Here is a 16,555-nt window from a genome sequence, read left to right as displayed (position 1 = left end):
CACCACCGGACTCGGCTCGTGTCCGGGGTATTGCTGAGGGATTTTCCCGGGTGCTAGCTTCCAGCGAACCGGTTCGATGAAGTGATCGTTCCGGCGGCCCCGGAACCCTCCTCGCCGACGGCGGCACGCCGATGCGCGGCCGGTCCCGCGGGCCGGCCGGACCCGTTGCTCAAAGGATTGAGGACGCACTCCATGTCATCCGCTGACAGTTCCGCCCGGCGTCGGAAGGCGCCGGCCGCCGTGGCCATGGCCCTCGGCGCGGGGGTGCTGGCCACGCCGGCCGTCCCCGCGCAGGCGGCCGGCGCGCCCCCGCCCACGGTCCGCTACACCTTCGACCAGGACGACCTCGCCTCGGGAAGGATCGTCGACAGTTCCGGCAACGGCCTGACGGCGAGCCTGGTGAACGGGTCCACCGCACGGTCCGTCGACGGCGCGGACGGCGGCAGGGCGCTCGCCCTGCCCGGCGGTGCGCCCACCTCCGACGGGGCGTACGTCCGGCTGCCGCGCGGGGTGCTCGCGGACGCTACCGATCTGACGGTGTCCGCCCGGGTGAGGTGGGGCGACGACCGGTCGCCCTGGCAGCGGATCTTCGATCTCGGCACCGGAACCGGCAAGTACCTGTTCACCACCCCGTCCCACGACGGTGGCGTCCTGCGCACGGCGGTGACCACCGGCGGAGGGGGCGGGGAGGCCCGGGTCTCCGGGTACGCGGCGCTGCCGGCCGGAGCCTGGCGGACGGTCACCGTCACCCTCGACGCTTCCGCGGGCCGGGTCACGACCTATCTCGACGGCGTGGCGGTGTCCTCCGCCGCGACGACCGTCAAGGCCGGTGACCTGCTGGACGGTTCGGCCGCGGCCGCCGGTTGCATCGGCAGGTCCTTCTACCCGGACCCGCTGTTCAAGGGCGCGGTCGACGACTTCACGGTCTGGCACGCGGCGCTCACCCCCGAGCAGGTCGCCGGCACGGTCGCGAACCCGCCCGAGCTCCGGGATCTCTCGCGGGCGTCGTTCGCGGTGCGTACGACGGCCGGTACGGCTCCCTCGCTGCCGGCGGCGGTCCGCGCGTCCTTCTCCGACGGCTACGACCGTGACACGCCCGTCGTCTGGGACGCAGTGCCGCCGGAGAAGTACGCGCGGCCCGGCACGTTCGGCGTGGCGGGGACGGCGGCGGGGCGGGCGGTGGAGGCGTCCGTCACGGTGGTCCGCGAGGGGCAGTTGACCGTCGACCTCGGCTCGGACACCGGCGCGTTCCACGGCGGCGCGTCCGGCACGTTGTACGGCGTGTACGGGCCGGACGTCCCGACCGGCAACCTCATCGAGGGGATGGGTCTGCGCACGGTCTCCACCAAGGCGCAGGACGGCCCGCAGCACCCGGGGGCGGACGCGCTGGAGGTGGTGAGGCCGCTGGCCGACTCCACCGACGGCGACGTGTACATCTACATGACCGACATCCACCGCGGCTTCCCGTACGAGTGGCCCGGCGGCACCCCGGCGGAGAAGCTGAGGCTCTACCAGGAGAAGATCGCCAAGCAGGTCGACCAGGTGCTGAAACTGCCTGCGGAGTACCAGGACAACATCGTCTTCGTGCCGTTCAACGAGCCCGAGGGCAACATGTTCGGTACCGGGCAGTGGAGTTACGACAAGGTCAGCTGGCTCGACGACCCCGACGACTACTTCGCCGCCTGGGACAGCTCCTACCGGATCGTCAAGGACAGGATGCCCGGCGCCCGTGTCGCCGGACCCAACACCAGCGTCCTCTACGACCAGGTCAAGGGCTTCCTCTCCCACGCCCTGGCCGCCGGCACGCTCCCGGACGTCATCACCTGGCACGAGCTGAGCCACCCGGAGGCGGTGCGTGACAGCGTCGCCAAGTACCGGGATTGGGAGCGGGAGTTGTTCGAGGGGACGGACAGGGAAGGCAGCCGGCTCCCCGTCAACATCAACGAGTACGCCTTCAACTACCACACCTCCGTGCCGGGTCAGATGATCCAGTGGGTGTCCGCGATCGAGGAGTCCAAGGTGGACGCCGACATCGCGTATTGGAACATCGACGGCAACCTCTCCGACTCCGCCGTGCAGTCCAACCGCGGCAACGGCCAGTGGTGGCTGCTGAACTCGTACGCCTCGATGAGCGGCCACACGGTGCGGGTGACCCCGCCGTTCCCCGGCGAGAACTACACCATGCAGGGCGTGGCCACGCTCGACGAGGGGAAGAGGCAGGCGCGGCTGATCTTCGGCGGCTCCACCGGCAAGGGGCACATCACCTTCGCGGGCGTTCCGCGCGAGTTGTTCGGTGACCGCGTCCACGCCTGGGTCCGCGAGATCGAGTGGACCGGGCAGGTCGGCGACTCCGCCGGCCCGAAGCTGCTCACGGAAACGAACCTGACGGTCGATCAGGACGGTACGGCGGTGGTCGACTTCGGTGACGGGGCGCTGCCCGCGCTGGAGGAGTCCTCCGCGTACGAGATCGTCCTCAGCCCGGCCGGTACGGCGAAGGCGGCGCAGGCCGCGCCCGTGCGCTGGAAGGGGTCGTACGAGGCGGAGGACGCCGCCCACACCGGGTCCGGCCATTCGAAGAACGGCCCGGAGGGCTCCCCGCGGGACGTGTCGAAGTTCTACACCTCCGGCGGCTACGACGTGGGCGGCCTGCGCGCCGGCTCCGACCTCACGCTCGACTTCGCCGTGGACGTCCCCGAGGACGGCGTGTACGACCTGAGCGTCTTCGCCAACTCCCTCAACACCTACGACAAGGTGGCCGAGCAGGGCCCCACCAACGTGTTCCTGCGGGTGGACGGGCAGGCGGACAGCGAGCAGGAACTGCATCTGCCGCTCGGCTACAAGTGGGTGGTGTGGGACCACACCGACACCAAGGTCCGGCTCACCGAGGGCAGGCACACCCTGACCCTCGCCGCGAGGAGCGCCGACGGGACCCGCGCCACGAAGGGCGACGCCATCGTCGACCGCGTCACCCTCGCTCTTCCCGAGGCGTCGGCGGACACACGGGTGTACGAGGCCGAACTCGCCTGGCTGGACGGCGGAGCACTGCCCGTCTACCACCTGCCGGAGAAGGCCGACAGGCCCGCCACCGGCTCGGGCGGGGCCCTGATCGCGCGGGACCAGAGCGCCACGTTCTGGGTGTACTCCCCCGCCGACCGCGAGGCCACGCTCCGGGTCGACACCCTGGACGGCAAGGGCGCCCGGCTCTCCGTCAACGGGCATGAGGTGCTGCGTCTGGCCAAGAGCAGGACCAGCGTGGCGGTTTCGCTTTCCGGCGGCGTGAACAAGGTGACGCTGACGGGGGGTTCGTCCGCCACGCTCGTCGACCGGCTGACGGTCACGCCCACCGACGGCGCGCTCGGCTCACGGACGTACGAGGCTCAGGACGCGCGACTCGGCGGCTCGGCGACGCTGGTCCCGCTCTCGCTCGCCACGAAGGGCAGCGCGATCACCGGCGTCGGCGGCGACCCGGGCAACGGCAACACGGCCACGTTCACCGTCACCGCGGACAAGGCCGGTCTGCACGCGCTGCGCATCCGCTACTCCAACCCCGAGCAGTCCCCGGCCACCCACTACAACCCGGACCCGCTGGCCCGTTACGCCGACCTCACCGTCAACGGCGGCGCGACACGGCGCGTGGGTTTCCCGCACACCTTCCACCAGAACAACTTCTGGGAGCTGACCGTCCCGGTCCAGCTCGGAAAGGGACGGAACACCCTCGTCCTCCGGGCCGAGGAAGTGCCGAACTTCGACGGCACGACATACGCCTCGGACACCTTCCCGGGAGTCCTGCTCCGCTCCCGCTACGCACCCCTGATCGACCGCATCACCGTCACGCCCTTCGCGAAGGAGGTGCGATGAGGTGATCCGGGCGCACGGCGGCCGTCCTCATCCCTCGCGCAGCGCGGGCCCGAGCGTCTTCAGCCAGGTGTCGCGGACGGCGGCCCTCTCCTCGGCGCAGCCTCGGGCACGGGCGAGGGGGAGGACGTCCGGGCGTACCAGGTCCTGAGGCCGGCCGGGAGCGGAGCCGTAGAGGTGGCAGAACGCGCTGACGGCACGCTCCCGGTCCGGGGAATGCTCGTCCTCGGTGTCGCCGTCGGCGTTCTCGGCCGTCGCCGCCAGGAGGTTCCACGCACCGGCGGCGCGCAGGCGCCGCTCGTCGGCGGCGCCCTGCCGCAGCAGCATCAGGGCGGCGAACCGGTCGGCGAAGTCCTCCTCCCGGCCCGTCGTTCGCACGTCGAGGGCGTCGACGACGGCGTGGGCTGTCTCGTGGAACACCGTCTCCTGGAGCACCGCCGCGACCGCGTCGTCCGGGTCCTGCCGCCGGGCCCGCCCGAACAGGCCCCTGCTTCGGAGACTTCCTCGTAGCAGATGTCGATCCGGCGGGATTCGGGGTCGTAGGAGGAGCCGTCACCGTCACAGGACCGGACGACGAGGGGGACCGGCCGGTCCAGCGTGAGGAGGTCGGTGACCGCGGCGGCGGCCTGTGCCACCGGTCCGTGCTCCCGCAGGAAGGCGGCGGCCGCCCGGTCGGAGCGGGCCGGTTCCTCGGACCGGACCACGAGGACCGGGCCTTGAGCGCCGGGACCGGGCACCTCGGCGTTCCCGCACGCGGCGCCTCCGGTCGTCGACGTTCACGCTGTACCTGCCGCTGCAAGGGCGGCCGGCGCCACCAGCCATGCGCGCGACCAGCCCGTCAGGGTGGCCCGGCTCCCCTGTGCTCCCGCTCCGGTTCGCATGGCTCCCCCGACTCCCGTTCCCCGGACGGTCCGTTCGCTCAGCCGCGCTGTGCGGCGTCGTAGAGGGCCTGGGCGGTCTTGTCGAAGGCCGGCCCGTACATCGGGGAGCCGCCGTCGCCCGCGCCGTGACTGTTGACCGAGACCAGGGTGCCCTTGCCGGTGGCGGAGTCGAAGCCGGCGAGCCAGGGGCCGCCGCTCGCGCCGCCGCCGAGGTCGCAGGGCACGCGCTGCTCGTTCTCGGGCGCGACGGCGGACGTGCCGACGCAGTACAGGAGTTGCTCGCCCCGCTGGGGCGTCGTCCCCGGGTAGCCGAAGGTGACGATCCGCTCGCCGGCCGCGCGACCGAAGGCGATCTTCTGCTCCCCCACCGCGTCGGTGAGCCGCTTGCCGCCGGCCGGGGTGGCGACGACCATCGCCGCCACGTCGCCGACCGTATTCTCCACCCAGGAGCGCGGTGTCATCGTCGCCTTGACGGCGTAACGGCCGTACGGTGTCTTGCCCTTGGCGTAGCCGGGGGCGAAGACCATGTCGGTGAAGGTGTTGAAGGACGACGAGCCGACGCGTGCGCAGTGGGCGGCGGTCATGATCACCGATCGGTTGCCGCTGGTGACGGCGCTGGCCGTGCACCAGCTGTCGTCGCCGCGCGAGTTGACGAAGAAGAGCCGGCCGATGCTGGGGATCGCCTTGCCGGCCCAGGTCTTGGTGAGCGGCCCGGTAGCGCCCAGGTCGACGGTGCGGCCGGCCTGTGTCATCCGAGCGGGCGTCCAGTACGACAGGGCGGCGGTCTGCTCGGCCGCCGTGTAGGCGACCGTGCTGACCTGCCCGGTTCCGGCGGCGGCCGCGGCCGGCGCGGCTGGAGCCGCCAGCGGTCCGGCCAGGGCCAGCAGGGCGGCGGTGGCGAGACCGGAGACGGTGCGGCGGACGCCTCGGGACGGGATGTGCGGCATGGATGTCCTCTCGGATGATCAAGATCGTGCGATCACCCGGGAGGACGCGATCCGGGCGGGCGGGGTGCATCCGCCGGGGGTACTTTCGTCGGGGTCACGTGGGGTCGGGGACGAAGAGGTACACACGGTAGAAGGCCGGCTGCGGCGGGCGTCCGCACGACTTGTCGATGCGGACCGTGGTCAAGTCGACGGGTTCCGCCCCCGTGCCCAGGCGGCGCAGGCGGGCGCGCAACTCCGCCGCGTCCTGCGTCTCGAAGACCGCTTCCCAGCGTCCCGGTCCGTGGGTCACGGACCGTCGTCTGGCGTCTTCCTGCTGTCGCTTCCTCTTCCGTTGTCCCGGCACGGGCCCACCCTGGCCGAACGGGGCCGCAGGGACAAGCAGTCCGGTCCGAACCCGGGCGGCGACGGCGGACGTCCCCGCCGCCGGCGAGATCATCGGCTGGACCCCGGGCGTGGAGGAACTCCTCGGGTACGCACCGGAGGAGGTCGTCGGCCGCTCGGGGGCGTTCCTGTTCGCAGGGTCCGAGGACCGCGCCCGGACGGCGAGGATCCTCCAGCGGTGCCGCACGGGGCCGGGGTGGAGCGGCGCGACGACGGCCTGCCGCCGCGACGGCCGGACGATGACGGCGAACCGGCCGCCGCCGCGCTGCAGCCGAGCCGGGCCTCGCAGCCCGCGTCCGCGCGAAGCCGCACGTGAAACAGGCGAACCGCGCATTGATGGGATTCATTCAAAGATGGAGGCGACACAAGTTGGGCTCACCCGGAGAGCCGAGTGCCGATTTTCAGGGCTTCTCTCGTCAGGCATCTAGACAGCCCGCCCATGCCGCCCCTATAAACATCCCATCTCTCCATGAGCGACATCCCACCGTCGCACCGTGCACCACGCCGCTTCGGGACCAGCGCGAGGAAGTACCGATGAGACTCAGAACAGTCCTCTGCTCCACCGCCTCCGTAGTCTCCGCCCTGGCGCTGCTCAGCGCCTGCGCCGGCGGCTCCCCGACCGCGTCGTCGGGCGAGCCGCTCGTGGGCGTCGACTACCCGCGGTCCGACACCGACTTCTGGAACTCGTACATCAAGTACACGCCTCAGTTCGCCAAGGAGCTGGGCCTGAACCTGAAGACCACCAACTCGCAGAACGACGTCGCCAAGCTGACCGCCAATGCCCAGACGTTCATCAGCCAGGGCGTCAAGGGCGTGGCGACGGCCCCGCAGGACACCGCCGCCATCGCGCCGACCCTCGCGCAGCTGGAGGCGAAGAAGATCCCGGTGGTCACGGTGGACACCCGCCCCGACACCGGCAAGGTCTACATGGTCGTACGCGCCGACAACCGCGCCTACGGCGAGAAGGCCTGTCGGTTCCTCGGCACGAAGCTGGGCGGCAAGGGCAAGGTCGTCATGCTCCAGGGCGACCTCGCATCCGTCAACGGCCGTGACCGCACCGAGGCGTTCAACGACTGCATGAAGAAGGACTACCCGGACATCAAGGTGTTCGGCGAGGCCACCAACTGGGACGGGGCCGTGGCCGCGCAGAAGCTCCAGACCGACCTGACCGCCCACCCGGACATCAAGGGCGTCTACATGCAGTCCAGCTTCGCCCTGTCCGGCACCCTCCAGGTGCTCAAGCAGAAGGGCCTGCTGGTCGGCCCGCGGGACGAGAAGCACGTGTTCGTGGTCTCCAACGACGGCATCCCCGAGGAGCTGAAGGACATCGCCGCGGGCAAGATCGACGCCACCGTGTCCCAGCCGGCCGACCTCTACGCCAAGTACGCCCTGTACTACCTGAAGGCGGCGATCGGCGGCAAGACGTTCCAGCCCGGCAGGACCGACCACGACAGCACCATCATCCGGGTCCGTGACGGACTGCTGGAGGACCAGCTCTCCGCACCGCTCGTGACGGCCGACGGCGCGACCTACGGCGGGGTCGCCAGCCTCAAGAGCGACGACAAGTCCCTGTGGGGCAACAACCTCGGCTGACCCGCTCCCATCAGGCAGCCAACGGCTATGGAGAACAAGGCGGTTGAGATGAGCGACGGGGAGCGGGAAGTCACCCCCGCGTCCGCCCCGGAGGACGGCGGACGGGCCCCAGTGGACCCGCCTGTCGTCGAGGCGGCGGGCATAGTCAAACGATTCGGTCCTACGGTGGCCCTGAACGGCGCCGGGATCACCATCAGGCCCGGCGAGACCCACGCACTCGTCGGCCGCAACGGGGCCGGCAAGTCGACCCTGGTGTCCGTGCTCACCGGCCTCCAGGCCCCCGACGAGGGCACGGTCTCCTTCGGCGGCGTCCCGGCGCCGCGGCTCGCCGACCGCGACGGCTGGCGGCGACGGGTGGCGTGCGTCTACCAGAAGTCCACGGTCATCCCCACGCTGACCGTCGCCGAGAACCTCTTCCTGAACCGGTACGACCACGGCCGGGGCCGCCTGATCAGCTGGCGGGGCGTACGCGGCCGCGCCCGTGACCTGCTGGCCGCATGGTCGGTCGACGTCGACCCGCAGACCCTCGCCGGCGATCTGAACGTGGAGCAGCGGCAGTTCGTGGAGATCGCCCGGGCGTTGTCCTTCGGGGCGCGGTTCATCATCCTCGACGAGCCGACGGCGCAGCTCGACGCGGCGGCCATCAACCGCCTCTTCGACCGCATCCGTGATCTGCAACGCCAGGGCGTCACCTTCCTGTTCATCAGCCACCACCTCCAGGAGGTCTACGCGATCTGCGACATGGTGACGGTGTTCCGCGACGCCCGGCACATCGTGACCGCGCCGGTCGCGCAGCTGCCCCGCACCGACCTGGTCGCCGCGATGACCGGCGAGGCGGCCGCCGGCCGGCGGGAGGACCGGGTGAGCAGTCATGTGCCCGCCGCCGAGGCCGCGTTGAGCGTGCGCGGGCTGAGCGGCGAGTCCTACGGCGACGTCGGCTTCCGGATCGGCGCCGGTGAGATCGTCGGGCTGGCGGGGGCGGCCGGCAGCGGACGCACCGAGGTCGCCGAGACCGTCGTGGGGCTGCGTTCGGCGGCGGCGGGCGAGGTGGAGATCGCGGGGACGCGGCCCCGGCCGGGCAGTGTGCCCGCCGCGCTCGCGGCCGGGGCGGGGTTCGTCCCGCAGGACCGGCACCACCAGGGCTTCGTCCCGGACATGTCGATCGCGGACAACGCCACGCTGTCCGTGCCGAAGAGGCTGGGCCGGGGCGGGCTGCTGGACCGCGGCCGCCGGGACCGGCTCGCCGAGGTGATGATCGAGAAACTGGCGATCAAGACGCCCGGCCCCGATCTGCCCGTCTCCGCCCTGTCCGGGGGCAACCAGCAGAAGGTCGTGATGGCCCGAGCCCTCGCCGACGACCCCCGGCTGCTGGTCCTGATCAGTCCCACCGCGGGCGTGGACGTGCGCTCCAAGGAGTTCCTCCTCGGCAAGGTCGAGGAGATCGCGGACACCGGGACCGGGGTGCTCATCGCCTCCGACGAACTCGACGACCTGCGTATGTGCGACCGGGTCCTGGTGATGTTCCAGGGCCGGGTGACGACCGAGATGGCCCGCGGCTGGCACGAACACGACCTCGTGGCCGCGATGGAAGGAGTGGACCTGCATGCCTGAGGCAGTGCCTGAAACGGTCCTCGCGCACCCGCCCGCGCCCCCGGCAGCCAAGCCGCGGCTCAAGCGGACCGCGCTGCTGGGCGGCCGGGTGCCGCTGGCCCGGCTGCGCGACCTGGCGCTGGTTCCCGCGATCGTGGTCATCGCCATCGTCGGTCAGATCGTCAACCCGGTCTTCCTGCAGACGGACAACCTCATCAACGTCCTGCAGACCATGTCGGAGATGGCGCTGCTGGTCCTCGCCCAGACGATGATCCTGATCGTCAAGAAGATGGACCTGTCGCTGGAGTCCACGATGGGCCTCGCGCCCGGAGTCGCGGCCTGGCTGGTGGTCCCGGTCGGCGCCGGGCACGGTCTGGGCCTGCTCTCCGGAGCGTGGGCCGTTCCCGTGACGCTCGCCGTGGGCGCGCTCGTCGGCGTGCTCAACGCGCTGCTGATCATCCGCTTCGGCCTCAACGGCTTCATCGTCACCCTCGGCATGCTGATCGTGCTGCGCGGCGTCCTCACCGGTGTGTCCGGCGGCCAGACGTTCTTCCAGCTGCCCGAGTCGATGCTGTACCTGGGGACCGCGCAGTGGTTCGGGATGCCGGCGTCGATCTGGATCTGCCTGGCGCTGTTCGCCGTGGCGATCGTGGTGCTCGGATGGACGAGTTTCGGCCGGTCCCTGTACGCCATCGGCGGCAACGTCGACGCGGCGAAGGCGGCCGGCATCCGCACCGACCGGGTGCTGTGGATCGTCATCGTCACCGGCAGCGTGCTCGCCGCCCTCGCCGGTCTGATGCTCTCCGGGCGGCTCGCTTCGGTCGCCTCGGCGCAGGGCAACGGCTACATCTTCACCGTCTTCGCCGCCGCCGTCATCGGCGGGATCAGCCTCAACGGCGGCAAGGGCACCATGTTCGGGGCGTTCAGCGGCATCCTGCTGCTGTTCATGATCCAGAACGTGCTCACCCTGGCCGGCGTCCCCGCCCAGTGGATCGGCGCCCTCAACGGCCTGATCATCCTGTTCGCCCTGATGATCTCCCGCATCACCGGCGGCAAGGTCCAGGACTGACCGGGCGGCCCGCGCCCCGAGCCGTCTTCCCATGTCCCGTCGCGAGGGGCCGCACGCCCCTCGCCCCTCGCCACTCACAGGAGTTGCCGCCATGTCCTCCGCTGTGTCCCCTTCCCCGGCGTCTGCCCGCATCACCGCCCTGGACGTGCTGGACGTGCGCTTCCCGACGTCCGAGCATCTCGACGGCTCGGACGCGATGAACCCCGAACCGGACTACTCGGCCGCCTACGTCGTCCTGCGCACCGACGCCGGCGACGGTCTTGAGGGCCATGCGCTGGCCTTCACCACCGGCCGGGGCAACGACGCGCAGGCCGCCGCCATCGCCACTCTCGCCCCGCATGTGGTGGGCCTGTCCGTCGAGCAGGTCTGCGCGGACCTCGGCGCGTTCGCACGCGGTCTCGTCCACGATCCCCAACTGCGTTGGCTGGGACCGGAGAAGGGCGCCATCCACATGGCGACCGGCGCGGTCGTCAACGCGGCCTGGGACCTCGCCGCCAAGCGGGCCGGAAAGCCCGTCTGGCGCTTCCTCGCCGAGATGACGCCCGAGGAGCTCGTCGCCCAGGTCGACTTCCGCTGGCTGAGCGACGCCCTGACCCCCGAGGACGCGCTGGAGATCCTGCGCCGCGCCGAACCGGGCCGCGAACGGCGTACCGGCCTGCTGATCGACGAGGGCTATCCCGCGTACACGACCACCCCGGGCTGGCTCGGCTACTCCGACGAGAAGCTGGCCCGTCTCGCCCGCGAGGCCGTCGCCGACGGCTTCACCCAGATCAAGCTGAAGGTCGGGGCGTCGCTGGCGGACGACACACGTCGTATGCGGGTGGCGCGCGAGGCGGTGGGGCCGGACGTCCGCATCGCCGTCGACGCCAACCAGAGATGGGACGTGGGCCCCGCCGTCGACTGGATGCGGGAACTCGCCCCGTACGACCCGTACTGGATCGAGGAGCCGACCTCCCCCGACGACATCCTCGGCCACGCGGCCGTCCGCGAGGCGCTGGCGCCGATCAAGGTCGCCACCGGTGAGCACGTCGCCAACCGGGTCGTCTTCAAGCAGCTGTTGCAGGCGCGCGCGGTGGACGTGGTGCAGATCGACTCGGCCCGGGTGGGCGGCGTCAACGAGAACATCGCGATCCTGCTGCTGGCGGCGAAGTTCGGCGTGCCGGTCTGCCCGCACGCCGGCGGGGTCGGCCTGTGCGAGATGGTGCAGCACCTGTCGATGTTCGACTACGTCGCCGTCACCGGCACCACCGAGGACCGGGTCATCGAGTACGTCGACCATCTGCACGAGCACTTCGTCGACCCGGTGCGCGTCGTCGACGGCCGCTATCTCGCGCCGACGCGGCCCGGGCTGAGCGCGCAGATGCACCCGGAGACGCTGAAGGAGTACCTCTACCCCGACGGCCCGGTCTGGTCCGCCCGTGTCTGAGCCGCTGCCCCTGGTCGACGCCCACCACCATGTGTGGGACCTGTCCCGACGCCCCCAGCCCTGGCTGGACGAGCCCGGCCTCGAACCGATCCGCCGCACCCACGACATGGGAGACCTGCGGCGGGCCGCGGGCCGGCCCCTCGCGGGACGGCGGCTGACCCGGACGGTGCTGGTCCAGTGCGTGACCTCGGTCGCCGAGACGAGGGAGCTGCTGGCCCTCGCCGAACGGGATCCGCTGGTCGGCGCCGTCGTCGGCTGGGCGGACCTCACCTCGCCCACGGTCGGCGATGTGCTCGACGAACTGCGTGCCGGGCCCGGCGGCGGACGGCTGCGGGCCCTGCGCCACCTCGTCCAGGGCGAGTCGGACCCTCAGTGGCTGCAGCGGCCGGCCGTCGAACGGGGCCTGCGCGCCGTGCGGGAGCGGGGGCTCGGGTACGACGTGCTCATCCGCGGCCACCAGTTCCCGCAGGCCGTCCGCCTCGCCCGGCGGTTCCCGGACCTTCCGCTGGTCCTGGACCACGCCGGCAAGCCGCCCGTCGGCCGGTCCTCGCTCACCGAGTGGACGCGGCAGGTGCGCGCACTGGCCGACTTCCCCCAGGTGCGGTGCAAGGTGTCCGGCCTGATCACCGAGGCCGACCACCGCACCTGGACCCTCGACGACATCCGGCCCGTGTGGGAGACCCTGCTGGCCGCCTTCGGCCCCGGCCGGCTGATGTTCGGCTCCGACTGGCCCGTGTGCGTCCTCGCCGGCGGCTGGGACCGCTGGGCCGCCGCCGTCGAGCAACTGCTGCACGACTGCTCCGCCGACGAGGCCGGGATGATCCTGGCCGGCGTGGCGACCGAGTTCTACCGTCTGAAGGACGCCCCATGCTCCTGACCGAACTGCTGCACCCCGGCATCCTCCAAGCGCTCGCGGGAGCGGGGCACGGCGCCCGCGTCCTGCTCGCCGACGGGCACTACCCCGCGAGCACCGCCGTCGGGGAACGGGCGCGGACCGTCCACCTCAACCTCTCCCCCGGCGTCCTCAACGTCACCACCGTCCTCGGGGTGCTGCTACGGGCCCTGCCCGTGGAGTCGGCGCAGGTGATGGTGCCGCCCGAGGGCGAGCCGGAACCGCCCGCCGTCGCCGAGTACCGCTCGCTGCTCGCGCCCGTCGCCGTCGACGACCTCGGCCGCTTCGCGTTCTACGACGCCGCCCGCTCACCCGACCTGGCCCTGGCGATCGTCACGGCCGACACACGGACCTACGCCAACCTGCTGCTGACCATCGGCGTCCGCGCGGAAGGGACCCTGACCCCGCGATGACACTCGCCGTCCGCTACACCCGCGCCCGCACCCTGGACACCGCGCCCGCGCTCATCGCGCCGCCCGGTCCCGGTGAGGTGGAACTCGCCCCCTCCTATGTCGGCATCTGCGGCACCGACCTGCACATCTTCCACGGCGACATGGACGCCCGGGTCGCCGCGCCCGCCGTCCTCGGGCACGAGATGTCCGGCCGGGTCGTCCGGGTCGGGCCCGGCGTCGAAGGATGGCGGCCCGGTGACGCGGTCACCGTGATGCCGCTGCGCTGGGACGACTCCTGCCCCGCCTGCCGAGCGGGTCATCGCCACATCTGCCGGCACCTGGACTTCATCGGCATCGACTCCCCCGGCGCGATGCAGCAGCGGTGGACCGTCCCCGCCTCCACCCTGGTACGGCTGCCCGACTCCCTGCCCCTGGACCAAGGCGCCCTGGTCGAGCCCACCGCGGTCGCGGTGCACGACGTGGGCCGGGCCGGGGTGCGCGACGGCGACCGGGTCGTCGTGGTCGGCGGCGGCCCGGTCGGCGTCCTCATCGCGCTGGTGGCGCGGGCCGCCGGCGCCGACGTCCGCGTGGTCGAACTCAACGCCCATCGGCGGCTGCTCGCCGAGGACCTCGGCCTGACCGCCTGGGACCCTGCCGCCCACGACATCCCCGAACTCGTCGCCCGGTGGACCGGCGACGCGGGCGCGGACGTCGCCTTCGAGGTGTCCGGCGCGGCGGGCGGCGTCGACACCGCGGTCGAAGTCCTCTGCGCGCGCGGGCGGTTGTGCCTGGTCGCCATCCACCCCAGGCCCCGCGAGGTGAACCTGCACCGCTTCTTCTGGCGTGAACTCACCCTTGTCGGGGCCCGGTTGTACGACCGGGACGACTTCGAGCAGGCGGTCACCCTGGTCGCCCACGGCACCGTCCCCGCCCAGCGGCTGATCAGCAAGGTCGTGCCCCTCACCGAGGCGTCCGCCGCGTTCGAGGCACTGGAGAGCGGCGGCGACGTGATGAAGATCCTGCTCGACTGCGCCACCGCCCCGCAGGGAGCCGCCGTATGAACGCCTTCGACCTCACCGGCAGGCTCGCCGTCGTCACCGGTGCCCGGCGCGGGATCGGCCGGGCCATGGCCCGCGCGCTCGCCGAGGCCGGCGCGGACGTCATCGGCGTCAGCGCCTCGCTGGAGGAGTCCGGCAGCGAGGTGGAGAAGGCCGTCACCGCCGCCGGCCGTGCCTTCGAGGCGATCCGCGCCGACTTCGCCGACCCCGACGCCGTCCGCGCCCTCGGCGCCGAACTCGCCGCGCGAGAACGCCCGGTGGACATCCTCGTCAACAACGCCGGCACGATCCGCCGCGCACCGGCCGCCGAACACAGCGACGCTGACTGGGAGTTGGTGCTCCAGGTCAATCTGAGCGCACAGTTCGCCCTCACCCGTGCGGTCGGGACGGCCATGATCGCCCGCGGACATGGCAAGATCGTCTTCACCGCATCGCTGCTCAGCTTCCAGGGCGGCATCACCGTCCCCGGCTACACCGCCGCCAAGCACGGCGTCGCCGGTCTCACCAAGGCGCTGGCCAACGAGTGGGCGCCGCACGGCGTCAACGTCAACGCCATCGCCCCCGGATACATCGCCACCGACAACACCCGGGCACTGCAGGACGACCCCGCCCGCAGCAAGGCCATCCTCGACCGCATCCCGGCCGCCCGATGGGGCAGCGCCGACGACCTCGCCGGCGCCACCGTGTTCCTCGCCTCCGACGCGGCCGACTACGTCCACGGCGCCGTCATTCCGGTCGACGGCGGATGGCTCGGCCGGTGAGCGGCGTCGGCATGGCGGCCGTACTGGCGGGGTCCCGGCTGCTGCCCGTGCTGACGGTCGCCTCCGCCGCGAGCGCCGGTCCGCTGGCCGACGCGCTCGCGGCGGGCGGCGCCCGGTGCGCCGAGGTCACCCTCCGCACGCCTGACGCCGAACAGGTCCTCAAGACGATGGCGGCGCACGGCGCTCTGACCGTCGGGGCCGGCACCGTGCTCACGCCGGACCAGGCCGAGCGAGCCGTGGCGGCCGGCGCGCGGTTCCTCGTCTCCCCCGGCTTCGACGGCGAAGTGATAGACAAGGCTCAGGAGTTGGGGGTACCGGTCGTGCCCGGTGTGGCGACGGCGACCGAGTTGATGTGTGCGCTGAAGGCGGGCCTGGACACGGTCAAGCTGTTCCCCGCCGAACCGCTCGGCGGCACCCGGACGCTCCGGGCCCTCGCGGCGCCCTTCCCGCAGGCGCGGTTCGTGCCCACCGGCGGCATCGGCCCGGACCGGTTGGCCTCCTACCTGGCCCATCCGGCGGTCCTGGCCGTGGGCGGCAGCTGGATGGCGGCCGACGGCCACTTGGAGCGCGGTGAGTACGCGGAGATCCGCCGGCTGACCGCCGAGGCCGTGGAGAGGAGCGCGCCGTGACCGACGTGATCGCCCTGGGCGAGGTGATGCTGCGCTTCGACCCCGGAGAGGGACGCATCCGCACCACCCGCTCCTTCCGGGTCTGGGAGGGCGGCGGGGAGTACAACGTCGTACGGGGACTGCGCCGTTGCTTCGGGTGGCGTACCGCCGTGGTGACCGCGCTCGTCGACAACGCGGTGGGCCGGCTCGTCGAGGACCTCGTCCTCCAGGGCGGTGTCGACACCTCGCTGATCCGCTGGACGCCCGACGACGGCGCCGGCCGCACCGTGCGCAACGGACTCAACTTCGTCGAGCGCGGCTACGGCGTCCGGGGCGCCCTCGGCGTCAGCGACCGGGCGAACACCGCCGTGTCCCGGCTGCGCGAGGGGGACGTCGACTGGGACGCCGTCTTCTCCGGCCCGGTGCGCTGGTTCCACACCGGGGGCGTCTTCGCCGGCCTGTCGGACACCACCGCCGACGTCGCCGACGAGGCGATGGCCGCCGCCCGCCGCCATGGGGTGACGGTCTCCTACGACCCCAACTACCGCCCGAGTCTGTGGGCCGGCCGGGGCGGGGCCGACCGCGCCCGTGAGACGGACCTGCGGCTCGCCCGGCACGCCGACGTCGTCGTGGGCGCCCTGGGTCTCGCGGGCGCCGGGCCTGACGCCGGCCGTCTGACACGGGACGAGGTGCCCGACGCGCTGACCGAGGTCGCCGGTCTGCTGCCGGGCGCCGGGGTGCTGGCGACGACCGTGCGTGAGGTCCCCTCCGCCGGGGTCAACGACTGGTCGTCGGCCGCCTGGTCCGCCGCGACCGGCGTGGTGACCGGCCCCCTCATGCCCGGCCTGCACGTCCTGGACCGCATAGGCTCGGGAGACGGGTTCGCCGCCGGGCTCATCCACGGGCTGCTCACGGGTGCCGGCCTGGAGCGCGCCCTCGCCTACGGCACCGCGCACGGCGCGCTCACCATGACCACGCCCGGGGACGTCTCCATGGCCACCCTCGACGAGGTCGAGGCGCTGGCCGCGGGCGCCCCGGCCCACGTCCGACGCTGACCGGACCGGTACCCGGAAAACCGCACCCGCACGACCGAGGAGAACGT

15 protein-coding genes and 1 pseudogene are annotated in these 16,555 nt (G+C 72.2%); 12 read left to right on the top strand and 4 right to left on the bottom strand.

The window, feature by feature from the left end; genetic code table 11:
* Window positions 1-192 precede the first annotated feature (192 nt).
* Window positions 193-3,858, top strand: a complete 3,666-nt coding sequence (locus ACIOC0_RS01385; protein WP_402150876.1) for a LamG-like jellyroll fold domain-containing protein — start codon at window positions 193-195, stop codon at window positions 3,856-3,858.
* A 27-nt stretch (window positions 3,859-3,885) separates the two neighbouring features.
* On the opposite strand, the gene ACIOC0_RS01380 is transcribed toward ACIOC0_RS01385, so the two are convergent.
* From ACIOC0_RS01380 to ACIOC0_RS01365, 4 genes and pseudogenes are all read right to left on the bottom strand, one after another.
* Window positions 3,886-4,338, bottom strand: a complete 453-nt coding sequence (locus ACIOC0_RS01380) for a DUF4344 domain-containing metallopeptidase (RefSeq protein WP_402153126.1) — start codon at window positions 4,336-4,338, stop codon at window positions 3,886-3,888.
* A gap of 14 nt (window positions 4,339-4,352) precedes the next feature.
* A pseudogene (locus ACIOC0_RS01375) lies at window positions 4,353-4,559 on the bottom strand (DUF4344 domain-containing metallopeptidase); the annotation flags it as partial.
* A gap of 215 nt (window positions 4,560-4,774) precedes the next feature.
* On the bottom strand, window positions 4,775-5,683 hold the full coding sequence (locus tag ACIOC0_RS01370; RefSeq protein WP_402150873.1) for a trypsin-like serine peptidase: 909 nt from the start codon (window positions 5,681-5,683) through the stop codon (window positions 4,775-4,777).
* 94 nt (window positions 5,684-5,777) lie between these two features.
* The gene (locus ACIOC0_RS01365; protein ID WP_402153264.1) at window positions 5,778-5,972 is read right to left on the bottom strand and encodes a hypothetical protein; all 195 of its coding nucleotides are present in this window, start codon (window positions 5,970-5,972) and stop codon (window positions 5,778-5,780) included.
* On the opposite strand from ACIOC0_RS01365, the gene ACIOC0_RS01360 reads away from it, so the two are divergent.
* The 11 genes from ACIOC0_RS01360 (at window position 5,887) to ACIOC0_RS01310 (ending at window position 16,508) form a co-directional block, all read left to right on the top strand.
* A complete protein-coding gene (locus ACIOC0_RS01360; protein ID WP_402153124.1) occupies window positions 5,887-6,492 on the top strand; it encodes a PAS domain S-box protein in 606 nt (201 codons plus the stop codon). The genes ACIOC0_RS01365 and ACIOC0_RS01360 overlap by 86 nt on opposite strands.
* Window positions 6,493-6,598: 106 nt before the next feature.
* A complete protein-coding gene (locus ACIOC0_RS01355) occupies window positions 6,599-7,657 on the top strand; it encodes a sugar ABC transporter substrate-binding protein (protein WP_402150871.1) in 1,059 nt (352 codons plus the stop codon).
* Window positions 7,658-7,705: 48 nt separating this feature from the next.
* Entirely contained in the window at window positions 7,706-9,268 is a 1,563-nt protein-coding gene (locus ACIOC0_RS01350) for a sugar ABC transporter ATP-binding protein (RefSeq protein WP_402150868.1), read from the top strand.
* A gap of 4 nt (window positions 9,269-9,272) precedes the next feature.
* Window positions 9,273-10,316 carry an ABC transporter permease gene (locus tag ACIOC0_RS01345; RefSeq protein WP_402153122.1) on the top strand — a complete coding sequence of 348 codons (1,044 nt, stop codon included), beginning with the start codon at window positions 9,273-9,275 and terminating at the stop codon, window positions 10,314-10,316.
* Between the two features lie 91 nt (window positions 10,317-10,407).
* A complete protein-coding gene (locus ACIOC0_RS01340; RefSeq protein WP_402150866.1) occupies window positions 10,408-11,742 on the top strand; it encodes an L-fuconate dehydratase in 1,335 nt (444 codons plus the stop codon).
* The gene (locus tag ACIOC0_RS01335) at window positions 11,735-12,619 is read left to right on the top strand and encodes an amidohydrolase family protein (RefSeq protein ID WP_402150863.1); all 885 of its coding nucleotides are present in this window, start codon (window positions 11,735-11,737) and stop codon (window positions 12,617-12,619) included. The genes ACIOC0_RS01340 and ACIOC0_RS01335 overlap by 8 nt, the downstream gene beginning before the upstream one ends.
* A complete protein-coding gene (locus ACIOC0_RS01330; protein ID WP_402150860.1) occupies window positions 12,610-13,047 on the top strand; it encodes an RbsD/FucU domain-containing protein in 438 nt (145 codons plus the stop codon). The genes ACIOC0_RS01335 and ACIOC0_RS01330 overlap by 10 nt, the downstream gene beginning before the upstream one ends.
* Window positions 13,044-14,087, top strand: a complete 1,044-nt coding sequence (locus tag ACIOC0_RS01325) for a zinc-binding dehydrogenase (protein ID WP_402150857.1) — start codon at window positions 13,044-13,046, stop codon at window positions 14,085-14,087. Before ACIOC0_RS01330 ends, ACIOC0_RS01325 begins: the two co-directional genes overlap by 4 nt.
* Complete coding sequence (gene kduD, locus ACIOC0_RS01320; protein WP_402150854.1) at window positions 14,084-14,845, top strand: 2-dehydro-3-deoxy-D-gluconate 5-dehydrogenase KduD; 762 nt, start codon at window positions 14,084-14,086, stop codon at window positions 14,843-14,845. The genes ACIOC0_RS01325 and kduD overlap by 4 nt, the downstream gene beginning before the upstream one ends.
* A complete protein-coding gene (locus ACIOC0_RS01315) occupies window positions 14,830-15,474 on the top strand; it encodes a bifunctional 4-hydroxy-2-oxoglutarate aldolase/2-dehydro-3-deoxy-phosphogluconate aldolase (protein WP_402150851.1) in 645 nt (214 codons plus the stop codon). Before kduD ends, ACIOC0_RS01315 begins: the two co-directional genes overlap by 16 nt.
* Complete coding sequence (locus ACIOC0_RS01310; protein WP_402150848.1) at window positions 15,471-16,508, top strand: sugar kinase; 1,038 nt, start codon at window positions 15,471-15,473, stop codon at window positions 16,506-16,508. Before ACIOC0_RS01315 ends, ACIOC0_RS01310 begins: the two co-directional genes overlap by 4 nt.
* The last annotated feature ends 47 nt before the right edge of the window (window positions 16,509-16,555 follow it).

The organism is Streptomyces sp. NPDC088254 (assembly GCF_044740925.1).
Lineage (GTDB): Bacteria > Actinomycetota > Actinomycetes > Streptomycetales > Streptomycetaceae > Streptomyces.
The sequence above is the reverse complement of the archived record's forward strand: the minus strand, read 5'-3'. Positions and strand labels throughout refer to the sequence as shown.